Origin of the sequence: Sphaerisporangium sp. NPDC088356, assembly GCF_040685555.1 — a bacterium.
GTDB lineage: Bacteria > Actinomycetota > Actinomycetes > Streptosporangiales > Streptosporangiaceae > Sphaerisporangium.
Map to the genome: position 1 here is coordinate 1 of NZ_JBFBIK010000149.1, position 15,934 is coordinate 15,934.

General features: G+C 68.7%; 14 protein-coding genes. 6 read left to right on the forward strand and 8 right to left on the reverse strand.

The genetic code is table 11. The features are described from left to right. Positions 1 to 332: 332 nt before the first annotated feature. From AB0O34_RS33005 to AB0O34_RS33015, 3 genes are read right to left on the reverse strand one after another with little or no spacing between them, the layout of a single operon-like run. Positions 333 to 536, reverse strand: a complete 204-nt coding sequence (locus AB0O34_RS33005) for a hypothetical protein (RefSeq protein WP_363922229.1) — start codon at positions 534 to 536, stop codon at positions 333 to 335. Beyond that, positions 529 to 654 carry a hypothetical protein gene (locus AB0O34_RS33010; RefSeq protein WP_363922255.1) on the reverse strand — a complete coding sequence of 42 codons (126 nt, stop codon included), beginning with the start codon at positions 652 to 654 and terminating at the stop codon, positions 529 to 531. Before AB0O34_RS33010 ends, AB0O34_RS33005 begins: the two co-directional genes overlap by 8 nt. Further along, entirely contained in the window at positions 611 to 832 is a 222-nt protein-coding gene (locus tag AB0O34_RS33015) for a MarR family transcriptional regulator (RefSeq protein WP_363922231.1), read from the reverse strand. Before AB0O34_RS33015 ends, AB0O34_RS33010 begins: the two co-directional genes overlap by 44 nt. Positions 833 to 998: 166 nt before the next feature. Here AB0O34_RS33015 and AB0O34_RS33020 point away from each other — a divergent pair, with 166 nt between their 5' ends. Next, positions 999 to 3,902 carry a Tn3 family transposase gene (locus AB0O34_RS33020; protein WP_363922251.1) on the forward strand — a complete coding sequence of 968 codons (2,904 nt, stop codon included), beginning with the start codon at positions 999 to 1,001 and terminating at the stop codon, positions 3,900 to 3,902. A gap of 75 nt (positions 3,903 to 3,977) precedes the next feature. On the opposite strand, the gene AB0O34_RS33025 is transcribed toward AB0O34_RS33020, so the two are convergent. Then, on the reverse strand, positions 3,978 to 4,991 hold the full coding sequence (locus tag AB0O34_RS33025) for a hypothetical protein (protein ID WP_363922233.1): 1,014 nt from the start codon (positions 4,989 to 4,991) through the stop codon (positions 3,978 to 3,980). 282 nt (positions 4,992 to 5,273) lie between these two features. Here AB0O34_RS33025 and AB0O34_RS33030 point away from each other — a divergent pair, with 282 nt between their 5' ends. Beyond that, complete coding sequence (locus AB0O34_RS33030) at positions 5,274 to 6,218, forward strand: site-specific integrase (RefSeq protein ID WP_363922235.1); 945 nt, start codon at positions 5,274 to 5,276, stop codon at positions 6,216 to 6,218. Between the two features lie 15 nt (positions 6,219 to 6,233). Here AB0O34_RS33030 and AB0O34_RS33035 read toward each other — a convergent pair whose 3' ends face one another. Then, a complete protein-coding gene (locus AB0O34_RS33035; RefSeq protein ID WP_363922237.1) occupies positions 6,234 to 8,006 on the reverse strand; it encodes an ABC transporter ATP-binding protein in 1,773 nt (590 codons plus the stop codon). After that, positions 8,003 to 9,703 carry an ABC transporter ATP-binding protein gene (locus AB0O34_RS33040; protein WP_363922239.1) on the reverse strand — a complete coding sequence of 567 codons (1,701 nt, stop codon included), beginning with the start codon at positions 9,701 to 9,703 and terminating at the stop codon, positions 8,003 to 8,005. The genes AB0O34_RS33035 and AB0O34_RS33040 overlap by 4 nt, the downstream gene beginning before the upstream one ends. Before the next feature lie 463 nt (positions 9,704 to 10,166). Here AB0O34_RS33040 and AB0O34_RS33045 point away from each other — a divergent pair, with 463 nt between their 5' ends. From AB0O34_RS33045 to AB0O34_RS33060, 4 genes are all read left to right on the forward strand, one after another. Then, a complete protein-coding gene (locus tag AB0O34_RS33045) occupies positions 10,167 to 11,030 on the forward strand; it encodes a histidine kinase dimerization/phosphoacceptor domain-containing protein (protein ID WP_363922241.1) in 864 nt (287 codons plus the stop codon). A gap of 59 nt (positions 11,031 to 11,089) precedes the next feature. Further along, positions 11,090 to 11,173: a hypothetical protein gene (locus tag AB0O34_RS33050; RefSeq protein WP_363922253.1), complete on the forward strand. Its 84-nt coding sequence runs from the start codon at positions 11,090 to 11,092 to the stop codon at positions 11,171 to 11,173. Between the two features lie 261 nt (positions 11,174 to 11,434). Next, positions 11,435 to 12,043 carry a DUF2306 domain-containing protein gene (locus AB0O34_RS33055; RefSeq protein WP_363922243.1) on the forward strand — a complete coding sequence of 203 codons (609 nt, stop codon included), beginning with the start codon at positions 11,435 to 11,437 and terminating at the stop codon, positions 12,041 to 12,043. A 189-nt stretch (positions 12,044 to 12,232) separates the two neighbouring features. Further along, positions 12,233 to 13,072, forward strand: a complete 840-nt coding sequence (locus tag AB0O34_RS33060; RefSeq protein ID WP_363922245.1) for an alpha/beta hydrolase — start codon at positions 12,233 to 12,235, stop codon at positions 13,070 to 13,072. A gap of 82 nt (positions 13,073 to 13,154) precedes the next feature. Here AB0O34_RS33060 and AB0O34_RS33065 read toward each other — a convergent pair whose 3' ends face one another. Then, positions 13,155 to 15,545 carry an excinuclease ABC subunit UvrA gene (locus AB0O34_RS33065; RefSeq protein ID WP_363922247.1) on the reverse strand — a complete coding sequence of 797 codons (2,391 nt, stop codon included), beginning with the start codon at positions 15,543 to 15,545 and terminating at the stop codon, positions 13,155 to 13,157. An 88-nt stretch (positions 15,546 to 15,633) separates the two neighbouring features. Beyond that, complete coding sequence (locus AB0O34_RS33070) at positions 15,634 to 15,888, reverse strand: hypothetical protein (RefSeq protein WP_363922249.1); 255 nt, start codon at positions 15,886 to 15,888, stop codon at positions 15,634 to 15,636. Between the last annotated feature and the right edge of the window lie 46 nt (positions 15,889 to 15,934).

Here is a 15,934-nt window from a genome sequence, read left to right on the forward strand (position 1 = left end):
CGGCCTGGCGGGCCGCTTCGACCCGGGACCGCCATTTCTCGTTGCCGAGCAGCCAATCGAAAGACTCGGTCTGCAGAGCGAGAAGGTCAGGAACTTCGAGAGGCTCCTGGATGCGCGAAAATGAGACGCGGCGGGGACCAGCGGGTACGGCGGAGGCGTTGCGCGAGGCTGCCAACAGATGTCCTTCCGGAGGGCACGGATGGAATCGAACTGCGCGCACGCCAAACGCCCCGGTGGAAATCGGGGCGTTGAGAGGCAGCGCGAGAGAGCAGCATAACGCAAATTGAAACGTATAGCCAAGTTTACTGTAAGTGTCAACCTCGGTGCCGCGTTCAGCATCCCACAGCCCGGGTGGACCCGTCAACTCTTACGGTCGCGGTACGCCGGGAACCGGCTGGGTCGCCGATGGGTACGAGCGTGACGGCGATGATCGTCGAGTTGATCGGGTTCAGGACCGAGCCCAGCATCATCGGCGGCAGCCGGTCGAAGCCCGCCGTCGCCGTCCTGCCTCGCCCCTCTGTTTTCTGGTCAGTCATGGGTGAGGCGCTCAAGCACGGCCATGGCGGCGATCACGGCCCGTCGTTCCTCTTCCGTGCACTTCTCCTGCAACTCACCGGCAAGCCATTCCTGCTGGGCCCGCCGCCCCTCCTCCACCCGTGCGCCCCTCCGCGGTCAGCCCGATCAGCAGACGGCGCCCGTCATCGGGGTCGGGCCGGCGTTCCACCAGCCCCAAGGCGATCAGCGACGCGACCGTCGCCGTCATCGACCGGTGGCGCACTCCCTCGGCCGAGGCAAGCTCACTGGCCGTGACGCCTTTTGGGAGCAGACTCATCCGGGGGTCTTCTCCCGAACGTGACCCCAGCCCCAAGGTAGCTCTGGGGTAGATCACGGTTGCGGTTCGTGATCGTCACGAGTCGGGCATACCGTCCGGTAGCAGTGCCGTGGCCTTCGACTGTGTTCCCGATCTCGGGGATCGTTCGACGAGTGGCGGTGTGCTGATGCGTCGGGAGTGGGAACCGGAAGAGCTGATCGCAGCGTGGACGTTGCTGGATGACGACTGGGAGTTGGTGTCGAACGAGTCGGGCGCGACGCGGCTGGGCTTTGGCCTGATGCTGAAGTTCTTCGAGCTGGAGGCCCGCTTCCCCCGGCATGTCGGGGAGTTCCCTAAAGCCGCGGTGGACTACGTGGCCGGACAGGTGAAGGTCGAGCCGGGCTCGCTGGCCGACTACCCGTGGACGGGCAGCACGATCGAGTACCACCGTGCGCAGATCCGCAAGGCACTGGGGTTTCGCGAATCGACCCGGGCCGATGAGGACGCGCTGATCGAGTGGCTGGCCAGTGACATCTGCCCGATGGTGCTGAGCGATGAGGGGCTTCGGGCGGCGATGCTGTCGCGTTGCCGGAACCTGAAGATCGAGCCGCTCGGCCGGACCGAACGTATCGTGCGCGGCTGCCGGGCCCGGTTCGAGCGGGCGTTCTGTGAGCGGGTGACCGGGTGCCTGTCGGCCGACTCGACCGCCGCGCTGCTGGAGTTGGCCACCGGAGCGGACGGGTTCTTGGCCGAGCTGAAATCCGACCCGGGTCGGCTGGGGCTGGAGACGCTGCTGGAGGAGATCGTCAAACTGCGGCGTAGCAAGGCGCTGGGGCTGCCGGCGGACTTGTTCGGCGGGTTCTCCGACAAGCTGGTGGCCTCCTGGCGAGCACGGGCGATGGCTTCGCACCCCTCCGATTTCGCCGCCAACCCCGAGCCGGTGCGCCTGACGCTGGTGGCCGCTCTGGCCTGGTGCCGTACCGCCGAGATCACCGACGCTCTGGTGGACTTGTTGATCGGCCTGGTCGCGAAGGTCAACACGAAGGCTGAACGCAGGGTCGAACAAGCGATGTACGCCGAGGCCAAGAAGGTGCACGGCAAGACCGCCAAGCTGTACTCGATCGCCGAGGCCTCCCTTGCCGCCCCTGATGAGTCGGTGCGGCAGGTGGTCTACCCCGCGGTCGGCGAGAGCACACTGCGAGCGCTGGTGGCCGACGCCAAGACCTACCGGGCGCGGGTGCGCACCGTGCTGACCAGCTCCTATTCGACCTACTACCGGCGAATGCTGCCCAAGCTGCTGGCCGCGATCGAGTTCAAGTGCAACAACACCGCCTACCGGCCGGTGATGGACGCCCTGGACCTGCTGGGCCGCTACGCCGACGCGCCGAGCAAGATTCGCCACTACGACGGCGTCGACAAGGTGCCGATCACCGGCGTGGTCCCGGACGGGTGGCGGGAGGCGGTGGTCGACGGCGACGGGGTAGTCGAGCGGGTCTCCTACGAGCTGTGCGTGCTGATCGCGGTGAAGGACGCGCTGCGCCGCCGGGAGATCTACGTCGAGGGCGCCGCCCGCTGGCGCAACCCCGAAGAGGACCTACCGGCTGACTTCGAGGACAACCGCGACGTGCACTACGAAAACCTGCGCCAGCCCCTGGACGCGGCCGAGTTCATCGCCACGTTGCAGGAGGCGATGCGCACCTCGATGGCCGGCTGCGCGGCCGCGATCACCAAGAAGCGCTCAGGCGGCACCAAGGTCAAGACCCACCGCGGTGAGCCGATGTGGCATGTGCCCGACCTGGGCAAGCTGAAGACGCCGGAGAACCTGCGGGCGCTGCACGCCGCGGTCGCGGCCCGCTGGGGCGTCATCGACCTGCTGGACTTCCTTAAGGAGTCTGACTTCGTCACCCAGTTCACCGACGACTTCTCCACTATCGCCACGAGGGAGAACACCCCGCGGGAGGTGATCCGCAAGCGTCTGCTGCTGGTGCTCTACGCCTTGGGCACCAACATCGGGATCAAGCGGGTGGCCGACGGCGGCAAGCACGGCGAGAGCGAGGCCGCGCTGCGCACGACCCGCTACCTGTTCGTCAACCGCGACAACCTGCGCAACGCGATCGCGACCCTGGTGAACGCCACCCTGCGGGCGCGCGATGAGGCCTGGTGGGGCACCGGCACCGCCTGCGCGAGCGACTCCAAGAAGTTCGGCTCGTGGTCCTCCAACCTGATGACGGAGTACCACGTGCGCTACGGCGGCCACGGCGTGATGATCTACTGGCACGTGGAGCGCAAGTCGGTGTGCGTGTACTCCCAGCTCAAGTCCTGTTCTGCCTCGGAGGTCTCGGCGATGATCGAGGGCGTGCTGCGGCACTGCACGGACGCCACCATCGACCGGCAGTACACCGACACCCACGGCCAGAACCTGGTCGGCTTCGCCTTCTCCCACCTTTTGGGCTTCAAGCTGCTGCCGCGAATGAAGAACGTCTCCCACCAAAAGCTCGTCCGGATCGACGCCGAGCAGCCCGTACCCACGTGCCTGGCCGGCATGGTGAGCGAGCGCACCATCGACTGGGAGCTGATCGCCCAGCAGTACGACCAGATGGTCAAGTACGCCACCGCCCTGAAGCTGCGCACCGGCGAGGCCGAACAAGTACTGCGCCGCTTCACCCGCGGCGGCCCCAAGCACCCCACCTACCGCGCCATCGAAGAAGTCGGCCGGGCGGTCAAGTCAGTCTTCATCGCCGAGTACATGGCCTCCGAAGGGCTACGCCGGGAGATCCACGAGGGCCTGCAGGTGGTGGAGAACTGGAACTCCGCCAACGCCGATCTGTTCTACGGCAAGGCCGGCACCATCGGCGGCACCGACCGGGAGAACCAGGAAGTCTCCATGCTCGCCCTGCACCTGCTGCAGTCAGCCCTGGTCTTCGTCAACACCGTCCTGGTTCAGTCGCTTCTCATGGACCCGGCCTGGGCTGAGCGGCTCACCGACGCCGACCGGCGCGCACTCAGTCCACTCTTCTGGTCGCACGCCAACTTGTACGGCACCATCCAGATCGACATGGACACCCACCTGGACTTGGGCCTGGCTGCTTGACGTCATCTGGATACAGGCAAGTCACCACTACGACACGGCTCCGCCGAACTACTGTCGCCGCCTGACTCTGGAGACTTACAACTGCTTATAGCCCGCTACACAACCTAACGTCGCAGAATCTGACACGGCGCGGAGGGAAAAATCGGGATTGAGGGCGAAGGCTCGGCGATAGCGCGCCTGCTGATCGCGATCGCAGTTCATTGCCGTCAGGTGAAATGGTTTGCCTTGGTCATAGATGTCCATATGCCTTATCTCGCCCCCAACCCTATACTGTATGCGCAGAAAGAAGGTTATTGAATGCTTCGTGGTAAATGTCCGAATGATGACGGTGTCTTGCTGTGTGTCCGGTAAGGAGATGTTGTTCTTCTCGAAGAATGGCCTGCCGACGCTCCCGTTCTCATTGACCTCATGCGCTATAAGCGACAACGCGTCCATATCGAAGATCATGTCCATGACGGGGTCGGCTTCCTGCGGGGGCATGTAGAACAGCGTTCCGTCAAGAGGTGCGCTGCGCTGCCCCATGAGAACAGGGCTGATGTCGAGGACCCGAACTTCCTGGTTGAGCCGGCCCTCCAAGGTGAGCCGCAAGCTCAAGGCGCCCACGTGAAAGGCTCCCAGAGAGCGCAGCCGATTGTCGAGGGCGGGATTGGCTGCCGCTCCCGGCTTCGCCATCAATGCCGTCAAGTCGGCATCAGGCTGGAACAATGACGCCATGGCCTTGGATCTGCCCTCGTCGTCCAGGTAGACGACCTCGACCGTGGTTCGGATGTCGTCCCGCACGGTTCCCCGTATGCCATCCCCTGCCGCTGAGACATCCACAAGCTGCTTGATGACCCAGCCTGCACCGCCCAGGAAGACTCCTCCGACCACCGTGATGGCGGCTCCCTTGAGGACTTCGGACCGGCTCCATCGGCGAGGAGCGCCCGGCGGCGGCGCTTCCGCCGTGATTTGCTTGTGGTCGCCCGTCATCACCATGGCGCCACCCTTCAGCGGTGAAGTCTTACCAGCCTCCGATGGCAATGCTGGATCGCCCGGCGCGGAAGCTGGGCGATTTCGACCACTTCGGCGAGATTGGCGCTTCTTGCGCATATCGCATCTCTCGTTTCATGGATAACTACGGAAAGGGGCCATGCGTGATCGCGGCAGCACTTAACCACAATGCCCGACCCATTCGGGGCGGATTTGCGTTATACGAGTAGTCAATCCCAAATGACTAGTTATGCACACCTATCGAGGTGGCCGAGCTGCGTCCTATCGCAGATAGGGGAGCATTATCTGCGATAGCGTGAGCACCGTCGTGGGAGAACACCTCCGTGCGGCACCAGTGACTCCCACTGCTTATCTGCGATAGCAGGTCAGGAGACCCCTTTAATGGCGACCGCGCACCGGCTCGATGTCAACGTCGGTGTGAACGCGCCCCGCCTCGGGGCGGCCGCCGAGGCGTTCCTGGCCACCATCGCCAACCCCAACACCGCCCGCGCCTACACGATCGCGACCCGCGCGCTGGTGGCCGAACTCGGCGAGCACGCCGCCGTGACCAAGTTGGACGGCGAGGCCGGCGCCGACCGCGTCGCGGCATGGTTCGCCGGCCGCTGGGGCGACGCGGCCGCGGCCACCATCAACGCCCGCCTGGACGCCCTCGGCTCCGCCTGCGCCTGGTGGCGCGACCAGAACTGGCTGAGCGGCGACCCGCTGCGCCGTATCCGCCGCCGAGCCCGCACTCCGGATCGGACCCGGGCACTGGGCCGCGCCGATGTCGAGGCGCTGCTCGCCCGCCCCACTCTGGGCCTGCGCGAACGTACTCTGTATCGGCTGCTATATGAGAGCGCGGCCAGAGCACAAGAGGTCCTGGCCCTCGACGTCGCCGAACTCGACCTGCGCAACCGGCGAGCGACGGTACGGCGCAAGGGCGGCGCGGTCGACGTCATCGTCTGGCGCACCGCCACCGCCCGCCTGCTACCCCGCCTGCTGGACGGCCGCCGCGCCGGCCCGGTCTTCCTCACCGACCGCCGTGCCCGCGTCCAGTTGCCGCCCGGTGACCTCGATCCCGCCAGCGGTCGAGCGCGGCTGTCCTACCGCCGCGCCGCCGAACTCTTCGAGACCACCACCGCACAACTGACCGGCGGCCCCTGGACACTGCACCAACTACGCCACAGTGCCCTGACCCACGCCGCCGAAGACGGCGCCAACACCTCCACCCTGCTCGCCTACTCCGGCCACACCTCGGTGGCGTCCCTCACTCGCTACGCGCGCGTCTCTCCCGAGGCCCTGGCCCGCTGGCAAGAAGGCCGCGATCCGGCTGCCCGACGTCGGTGACCCCCACTCGCTAGATCACGCAGTGTTACAAGTATTACCCAGAGCTACTTTGGGGCTGAGGTCACGTTCGGGAGAAGACCCCCCATCCAACGGGCTGAGCGACCACAGCCGCCGCATCTCGGGGCAGGTCTGCAGCAGCTCGTCCAGCGACCCCCGGCCGACCAGCCGGCCCCGATCGAGGACGATGATCTGATCGGCCCGTGCCAGTACGGCGGGCCGGTGGGAGACCACAAGGAGCGTGGAGACCCCGCTGATCCGCTCCCACAGCCGCCGTTCGGTCTCCACGTCCAAGGCCGAGGACAGGTCGTCCACCACGAGCAGGTCAGGCGAGCGGACCAGCGCCCGCGCGGCGGTCACCCGCTGCGCCTGCCCGCCCGACAGCCGCACACCCCGGGAACCGACCTCCGTGTCCAGGCCCTCGGGCATCGCGGCCAGGTCACGGTCGAACGCCGCCAGTTCCACCGCCCGTCCCAGATGCTCGGAGGGCCGGCCGAGCAGCAGGTTCTCCCGCAGAGAGGCGGAGAACAGCCGCGGCACCTGCCCGACGTAGGCGACCCGGCCGGGTACCAGGAAGCGGCCGGGGTCGGCCACCCGCCTGCCGTTCCAGCAGATGGTGCCGGCGGCCAGCGGTTCCAGGCCGAGCAGGGCACGCACCAGCGTCGTCTTGCCCGAGCCGACCGCGCCGGTGATGACCGTGAACGAGTTCCGCCTGATCTCCAGGTCCACCCCGTGCAAGCCGTACCCGACAGTGAGGTTCCGCGCCCGCAGCACCTCAAGCGGGTCGCCGTGAACCGGGTGAACCACAGCGGGGTACTCCTGGTGGAACCAGACACCGGTGTCACGCGACAGGTCCTCTCCTGGGCCCATCATCTGGGTGAGCCGCTCGGTGGACACGCCCGCCTGGGGCATGCGCGAAAGGATCACGCCGATGGACCGCGGCAACGCGGTGAGCCAGCCGACATAGGTGGTGAACAGCACCAGGTCGCCCACCGTGAACTCGCCACGGCGCATAGCAGGGGCGGCCAGCAGCAGGACCAGGCCGATGCTGATCTCGACGGTCGCGTCGGTCGCGGTGCTTAGCAGGTCGGTCGCGAGCCGGTCCTTCACCGCCGCCTCGCGACGCAGGCGGTTGTGCCGGCGCAAACGCTCCAGCGCCGCCTCCTCGGCCCCGGCGGTCTTGATGGCCAGCACGCCGCCGAAGATCTCGCCCAGGTAGCCGGTGACGGCCGCGCCGAGCACGCGGGCCCGCTGGTGCAGCCTCCTGATCAGCCGGTTCATCCGGCGGCTCAGCAGTCCGATCGCGATCGTCGGCATGACCAGCACCAGCGTGATGACCGGGTCGATGGACGCCATGATCGCCACCGCGGCGGCGCTGAACAGCGTGGCTCCGGCCAGCGGCACCGACTCGTCCACGAACTCCACCACGTCGCTCACGTCGTCGCGCATCCGGGCGAGCGCCTCGCCGGAGGAGTGCGGCACCCGTCCCCGGCCGGTCAGGATCGAGCGCAGCACGTTGGCTCGCAGCAGGGTCGCCGCCGCGATCCACCAGTAGTCGCCGTAGGTCCAGGCGACGACGATCATCAGGCCGCGGACCAGCTCCACCCCCACGAACGCCGCGCACAGCAGCAGCGGCAGCCGGCTGGTGGTGAGGTCGTCGAACAGCTGCCGCAGGACCAGCCCGCTGCCCAGCGGCAGGACGCTGACCGGCAGCCACAGCAGCCCGCCGATGAGGTAGCGGCGCAGGTGGAAGCGGGCCAGCGCGGTGGACACCACCATGACGGGCTTCACCGACCCACCCCGGAAAGCATGTGCGTGAAGCGGCTGGCCGGGTCGGCGAGGAGATCCTGCCGCCTGCCGTACTCGATGATCTCGCCGTCGGACACGACGGCGATCTGGTCCACCCGGGACAGCGACGCGAGCCGGTGTGCGATGAGCACGCCGGTCCTGCCGGACAGCAGCCGTGTCATGCTGCCCTCGATGCGGCGTTCGGTGGCCGGGTCGAGCCGGCTGGACGCCTCGTCGAGCACCACGAGCCCGGGGTCGGAGAGGAAGGCCCGCGCGAAGGCCAGCAGCTGCGCCTGACCTGCCGAGACCTTGCCGAGCTGGGCGTCGAGGTCCCAATCGGGGAGCCCGACTTCGACGAGGACGGCCCGCAAGCGATCGTCGTCGCCATAGGGCCGGAACAGGGTGAGATTGTCCCGGACGCTGGCGGCGAACAGCTGCACGTCCTGGGTCACCACCCCGATCCTCCTGCGGACCGACGCGGCACCGATCTCACGCAGGTCCAGGCCCCCGACCCGGACCGCGCCCGCCGTCGGGTCGTACAGGCGCGCCACCAGTCGGGCGATGGTGGTCTTGCCGCTTCCCGTGCGGCCCACCAAGCCGAGCGTTTCGCCGGGCGCCAGGCTGATGGTGACGCCCTTGAGCACCGGCTCGTCGTCGTAGGCGAAGTCGACGGCGTCGAACTCCAGACCCAGCGGTCCGGTCTCCGGCAGGTCCTTGACCGTGGAGGGCACCGGCAGCGTGCGTTGTTCGGCCAGCAGGTCGCCGATGCGCCGCATTCCGGCAAGGGCCGTCTGGTACTGGCGCAGCTGGTCGATCAGCCGCTCGAACGGCGTGCGCACCAGGAGCGTGTACTGGAACAGCAGCACCGCGGTGCCGACGCTGAGCGTGCCCGACAGAGCCAGCATGAGCGCCGTGCCCGTCGCGAACGCCACGCTCGTACCGGCCAGGATGCCGCTGCCCACCGTGTCCCCGCGCAGCTCGGCCCGCCACAGCGCGGCGCTGACCTGGTAGAGGCGGCGCACAGCGTGCTCGCCCGCGCCGTTGGCGCGCAGGTCCTCCGCCCCGGCCAGCCGCTCCTCCATGTAGCCGAACAGGGCGGCGCTGGCGGCCCGCGAACGCGTGGCGGAAGGCACGGCGAGGCGCTGCGCACGGACCATGCCGAAGCCGATCAACACGCAGTAGGCGAGTAGCACCACGCCGATGCCGGGGTCGATGGTGAACACCACCACGATCACCCCGCACAGCAGCAGCACGCTGACCACCACGTCCAGCAGGAATGCCACGACGAAGTCGGCGACGGCGATTACATCGCCATCGACCCGCTCGATCATCTCGCCGGGCGTGTGCCTGCCGTGGAAGGCCATGTCCAGGCTGAGCGCGTGCTCGGCCAGCCGTTCGCGCAGGCGGTTGGTCCCGTCCCAGGCCACCCTGCTGCCCAGCCAGGCGGTGACCATCCGGGCGGCCTGCCCGGCGACCGTCAGGCCGAGGTAGCTCAGCGCGACAAGGGTGAGCTGGTGGATGCCCGCGCCACCGGTCGCGTCGTCGACGAACCGGCGGGTGAACTGCGGCGCCGCGAGCGGCAGGGCCGTCGTGGCCGTAACGGCCAGAGCCAGGAGTACGGCGGAGCCTGGCCCAGGCAGGAGAGAACGGAGAACGCGCCTACCGGAGGCCGCCCTCCCCGAGGTCAACGAGGTCGACAAGCGTCATGTCCTTTGCATACGTGACTGGAGCGTTCTGGACGGACATGAACGCGTGCCTCATTTCGCCTCCTCGGCTGACGGGTGTGTCGATCGCGAGTACAACAGGCGGCGTGCCCGGCGGGCAACCGGTTATCTGAGGATCTTCTCTGATCGGGCTAGCCCCGGCTCGCTCGCTCTGCCGGGAAGTCCTCCCAGGTCCGCTTGCCCACAGTGGAGCCGTCGAGATTCAGGTTCTCGCCGGCACGTGCCCGGCCCTGGACGCCGGTCGAGGGCCGGCTCCCGCCAACCGCGCCTGTGCGGGCCGGTCGTGGCCGTCCTGCGGGAAGCCGGCACCGGCCGTCACCTCGCGCGGCGCGGTCCGGGCCACCGGGGCTGATCGTTCATCGCGCGCGCCGGGGGAGTTTGCGCGTTTCTCGTACTTTGGGCTGATCAGGAGCGGCGGGGGCTCTCGTACCATGAGTGCGTGCACCCCCTTCTTCGTTCCATGTGGGACGAGCCCCGTCCCCCCAGCCCGCCGCGGCGGGTGTGGCGTGACTGGGCGCTCGTGGGAGTGCTCGTGCCGCTCGCGGTGCTCGAAGGGGTTCTGCGGCCCGATCTTCCCTGGCGGGCTACCTCCGTGATCCTCGTCGCCGGGCTGGCGCCCACGTTGCTGTGGCGCCGGACCAGGCCGCTGCTGATGGTCGCGATCGCCTTCGGCGCCACGGGCCTTGCCTCACTGCCGGCGGGCGGCACCCCTCCAGAGATGTACACGATGGCGTTTCTGCTGATCCTGCCGTACGCGTTGTTCCGGTGGGGGTCCGGGCGGGAGGCCGCGATCGGGCTGGCCATCATTCTCGTCAAGGCGAGCGTCTCGCTGGTCTCCCACTACACCGGCCTCGGCGACGCGGTCGGCGCAGTCGCCGTCGTGTCCTCGGCCATCGCCCTGGGCGTGGCGTTCCGGTATCGGGCCAGGGCGAGGATGCGCGAGTTCGACCAGGTCAAGCTGCTCGAACGTGAACGCCTGGCCCGCGACCTGCACGACACCGTCGCCCATCACGTCTCGGCGATCGCGATCCGCGCACAGGCGGGCCTCGCGACCTCACCGTCGCAGCCGGACGCCGCGACCGACGCGCTCCACCTGATCGAGGCCGAGGCGTCGCGCACGCTCGCCGAGATGCGCGCCATGGTCCGCGTCCTGCGCCGGAACCGACCGGCGGACCTGGCGCCCAGCCCGCGCGTCGCCGATCTCGCCCGGCTCGCGAGCCGGGCACGCTCCAATCCGCACGTCGATGTGGAGATCTCCGGCGACCTCGACGACCTGCCCCCCTCGGCTGGAGCTGGACCCTGACCGCCGTACTGCCCCGAACCGGGTCGCTCACGTACCGGGAAGAGCAGATCCTTTGCACCGTGGCACGCGGGCGGACCAGCAGCGAGATCGCCGGCGAGCTCTCCATCACCCTCAGTACCGTGAAGACCTCATCGCCAGCCTGATGACCAAGCTCGGCGCCCGCGACCACGTCGAGATCGCCATCGACCGAAAGTACGACGTCGGCGTCGGACGATCGGTCGCTCAGGTCAGGCCGTTCCACCGATGAGCCGCACCACCGGAGCCGTCACGATCGAGTCATGACCCGACAAGAGCTCGACGTGACACCCCCCGTCCCGCGGTCGCCGCGAAGCGGCGGACCGGCGGAGGACCGGAACCAGCCGGGGACTCGCGCCGCGACCTCCGGCTCGAGGGCGGAATGGCTCGTGCCCGCGGCGCTGATCCTGCTCAACGCCATTCCGATGGCCTTCGGCGCGTTCCGGGTGGCGCAGCTGACCGGCGGCGCGGAAGTCACCCCGGAAAACGCGCGGTTCTTCGCGGCGCCCCTACCCGTGGTGCTGCACATCTTCAGCGTCAGCCTGTACAGCGTGCTGGGGGCCTTCCAGTTCGTCCCCGGTTTCCGGCGCCGCAGGCCCGGGTGGCACCGCGCCGCGGGGTGGCTCCTGATCCCATGCGGACTCGCCGCAGCGCTCTCGGGTCTGTGGATGACCCTGTTCTATGCCCGCCCTCCGGGCGATGGTGATCTCCTTTCCGGCTTGCGGCTCGTGTTCGGCTCGGCCATGGTCGCATCGATCGTCCTCGGCCTCGCCGCGATCCGGCGGCGGGACATCGCCCGGCACCGCGCGTGGATGATGCGCGGTTACGCGATCGGCCTCGGCGCGGGCACGCAGGTGCTGACCAACTTGCCCTGGCTCCTGATCGTCGGGACGCCTGACGAGACGAGCAGAGCGGTGCTCGTGGGCGCGGGCTGGGTGATCAACCTCGCGGTGGCCGAATGGATCATCCGCAAGCGGCTGACCCAGCCGGTCCGCTGATACGCCCGGCTCCGTGCGGCACACGCTGACACCTCGTCGATCGGCGCCGCCGCACGCCACACCAGGCAGCTATCGGCCCGTGCCGCCCACCCTGGCCGCGACCCCGTCGATATGTCGTTCGTTCACCAGGGGATCGGAGCCGGTATGTGCCGGTTGCCTTGGCGGGAGGCCGCTGCCAGCATCTTCGCCATGTCTCCCTACGCCGCGCATGATGGAACCGACCTCGCCTACCACGTGTTCGGAGAGGGCGTCCCGCTGATCTGCCTGCCGGGCGGCCCGATGCAGGACTGCGACTACCTCGGCGAGCTCGGCGGCCTGTCGGCGCATCGGCGATTGGTCATGGTGGACCTTCGCGGCACCGGCCGGTCCGCGATACCGGAGGATGCCGCCTCCTACCGCTGCGACCGGCTTGTCGATGATGTGGAGGCGCTGCGCGAGCACCTTGGTCTTGACCGGGTGGACCTGCTCGCGCACTGCGCCGGCGCGAACCTCGCGACGCTGTATGCGGCCCGGCACCCCGAACGTGTCGGCAAGCTCCTTCTGGTCACTCCGAGCACCAGGGCCGTCGACATCAACGCCACCGGCGAGGACCGGCTCGCGACAGCGCGGCTCCGCAAGGACGAGCCCTGGTTCGGAGAGGCCTTCGCCGCCCTTGAGGCGATCGTGGCCGGCAACGCCACCGACGACAGCTGGAAGGCCATCGATCCCTTCTTCTACGGCCGATGGGATGCGGCGGCACAAGCCCACCAGGCGGCCCAGAACGGCCACCGGAACGAGGAAGCCGCAGCCGCCTTCGGCGCCGAGGGCGCATTCGACCCCGATGCCACCCGCGCGGCGCTCGCCGCGTTCGACGCGCCGGTGCTGCTCCTTGCCGGCGAGGTCGACCTGAACACGACCCCGAGCGTCGTGGCCGAATTCGCCGAGCTGTTCCCTGACGCCGAGCTCGTCGTTCAACCAGAAGCAGGCCACTTTCCGTGGCTCGACGACGCCGACCGGTTCGTGGCGACGACCGCGACGTTCCTGGGCTGAAGACCGCGTCGCGTGGCACCCCGCGTCCCGCTTCGGGAGACCGGACGGAGCGGCTCAGCGACGGTGTCCGCGAGGGTCTCGGTCAGGTGCCGACGTAAGCCGCGAGGTGCTCGCCGGTGAGGGTGGAGCGGGCGGCGACGAGGTCGGCGGGGGTGCCCTCGAAGACGATCCGGCCGCCGTCGTGGCCGGCGCCGGGGCCGAGGTCGATGATCCAGTCGGCGTGCGCCATGACCGCCTGGTGGTGCTCGATGACGATGACCGACTTGCCGGAGTCGACGAGCCGGTCGAGCAGGCCGAGCAGCTGCTCGACGTCGGCGAGGTGCAGGCCGCTGGTCGGCTCGTCGAGGACGTAGACGCCGCCCTTCTCGGCCATGTGGGTGGCCAGCTTGAGCCGCTGCCGCTCGCCGCCGGACAGCGTGGTGAGCGGCTGGCCGAGGCTGAGGTAGCCGAGCCCGACGTCGGCGAGCCGGTCGAGGATGGCGTGCGCGGCCGGCGTGCGCGCCTCACCGGCGCCGAAGAACTCCTCGGCCTCGGTCACCGACATCGCGAGCACCTCGCTGATGTCGCGGCCGCCGAGGTGGTAATCCAGCACCGATGCCTGGAACCGCTTTCCCTCGCACTCCTCGCAGGTGGTGGCGACGCCGGCCATCATCGCCAGGTCGGTGTAGATGACGCCGGCGCCGTTGCAGCTGGGGCAGGCGCCCTCGGAGTTGGCGCTGAACAGCGCCGGTTTCACGCCGTTGACCTTCGCGAACGCCTTGCGGATCGGGTCGAGCAGCCCGGTGTAGGTCGCCGGGTTGCTCCGTCGCGAGCCGCGGATCGCGCCCTGGTCGACCGACACCACACCCGCGCCGGCGGGGATCGACCCGTGCACGAGCGAGCTCTTGCCGGAGCCGGCGACGCCGGTGATGACGGCAAGCACCCCGAGCGGGATGTCGACGTCGACGTCGCGCAGGTTGTGCGCCGTCGCGCCGCGGATCTGCAGCGTGCCGGTGGGCGTCCGCACCGTCTCCTTGAGGGCGGCCCGGTCGTCGAAGTGGCGGCCGGTGATGGTGCCGCTGGCCCGCAGCCCCTCGACGGTGCCCTCGTAGCAGACGGTGCCGCCCGCCGTACCGGCGCCGGGGCCGAGGTCGACGACGTGGTCGGCGATCACGATCGTCTCCGGCTTGTGCTCCACGACGAGCACCGTGTTGCCCTTGTCCCGCAGCCGCAGCAGCAGGGCGTTCATCCGCTGGATGTCATGGGGGTGCAGGCCGATGGTGGGCTCGTCGAAGACGTAGGTGGTGTCGGTGAGCGACGAGCCGAGGTGGCGGATCATCTTGACGCGCTGCGCCTCGCCGCCCGACAGCGTGCCCGACGGCCGGTCGAGCGAGAGGTAGCCCAGCCCGATCTCCACGAACGACTCAAGGGTCTGCAGCAGCGCGGCGAGCAACGGGGCGACCGACGGCTCGTCGAGGCCGCGGACCCATTCGGCGAGGTCGCTGATCTGCATCGCGCAGGCGTCGGCGATGTTGATCCCGCCGATCCGGGAGGAGCGGGCCGCCTCGCTGAGCCGGGTGCCACCGCACTGCGGGCAGGCGGTGAAGGTGACCGCCCGGTCCACGAACTCCCGGATGTGCGGTTGCATCGCCTCCCGGTCCTTGGAGAGGAACGACTTCTGGATCTTCGGGATCAGCCCCTCGTAGGTGAGGTTGACGCCGTCGACCTTCACCTTGGTCGGCTCCTTGTAGAGGAAGTCCTGGAGCTCCTTCTTGGTGTACTTGCGGATCGGCTTGTTCGGGTCGACGAAGCCCGACTCGGCGTAGACCCGCACTGTCCAGAAGCTGTCGGACTTCCAGCCGGGGATGGTGAACGCGCCCTCGGCCAGTGACTTGGAGTCGTCGTAGAGCTGGGTGAGGTCGATATCGGAGACCGTCCCCCGGCCTTCGCAGCGCGCGCACATGCCGCCGACGCGGGTGAAGGTCGCCCTCTCGGCCTTACCGGCGCCGCGTTCGACCGTGATCGCACCGCTCGCCCGGACCGTGGGGACGTTGAAGGAGAAGGCATGGGGTGAGCCGATGTGCGGCTGTCCGAGTCGGCTGAAGAGGATGCGCAGCATCGCGTTGGCGTCGGTGGCGGTGCCGACCGTGGAGCGGGGGTCGGCACCCATCCGCTGCTGGTCAACGATGATCGCGGTCGTCAGTCCGTCGAGTACGTCGACCTCGGGCCGCGACAGCGTCGGCATGAAGCCCTGCACGAAGGCGCTGTAGGTCTCGTTGATCAGCCGCTGCGACTCCGCGGCGATCGTGCCGAACACCAGCGAGCTCTTGCCCGAGCCGGAGACACCGGTGAACACCGTCAGCCGGCGCTTCGGGATCTCGATGCTGACGTCCTTGAGGTTGTTCACGCGCGCGCCGTGCACGCGGATCAGGTCGTGGCTGTCGGCAACGTGCGGCACAGGCGACTGCGTGTCCGTCCTCGTGGCCATGCTCATTGTGTCTCCATCTGTTACGCGGTCTCCGATCGGCGTCGCCTGGCTCGATCTAACCAGCTTCGAGCAGTACGTCTGGTTCTCCTAGGCGTCAGACCGACCAACGGCCGTCGCGCATCTCGTTCACCTCGCGCCAAGCCTGGATGCGGCGTGAGGAGACGCGGAACCAGCGGTACGGCGTGGCCGGCGCACGCGGGTCGAAACCGCTGTGCGCGACGAATCGATCACCCCGCTCCTGCGGCAGCGCGTCGATCTCGAGGACCTCGACTTCGCCCTCGATGTCGTGGGTGAGCCGATGCCCGGTGTCGCGACGACGCTCAGCGCGGGAACGGGGTTCGGCGCTCATCGATCCTGAAGCAGCCCGAGGACGTTGCCGTCGGGGTCGGTGACGG

Excerpts from the sequence above, each read along its gene's own strand:
- AB0O34_RS33030 (WP_363922235.1), top strand. The coding sequence starts at position 5,274 with ATGGCGACCGCGCACCGGCTCGATGTCAACGTCGGTGTGAACGCGCCC.
- AB0O34_RS33070 (WP_363922249.1), bottom strand. The coding sequence starts at position 15,888 with ATGAGCGCCGAACCCCGTTCCCGCGCTGAGCGTCGTCGCGACACCGGG.
- AB0O34_RS33065 (WP_363922247.1), bottom strand. The coding sequence starts at position 15,545 with ATGAGCATGGCCACGAGGACGGACACGCAGTCGCCTGTGCCGCACGTT.
- AB0O34_RS33015 (WP_363922231.1), bottom strand. The coding sequence starts at position 832 with ATGAGTCTGCTCCCAAAAGGCGTCACGGCCAGTGAGCTTGCCTCGGCC.
- AB0O34_RS33025 (WP_363922233.1), bottom strand. The coding sequence starts at position 4,991 with ATGCGCAAGAAGCGCCAATCTCGCCGAAGTGGTCGAAATCGCCCAGCT.
- AB0O34_RS33060 (WP_363922245.1), top strand. The coding sequence starts at position 12,233 with ATGTCTCCCTACGCCGCGCATGATGGAACCGACCTCGCCTACCACGTG.
- AB0O34_RS33005 (WP_363922229.1), bottom strand. The coding sequence starts at position 536 with ATGACTGACCAGAAAACAGAGGGGCGAGGCAGGACGGCGACGGCGGGC.
- AB0O34_RS33020 (WP_363922251.1), top strand. The coding sequence starts at position 999 with ATGCGTCGGGAGTGGGAACCGGAAGAGCTGATCGCAGCGTGGACGTTG.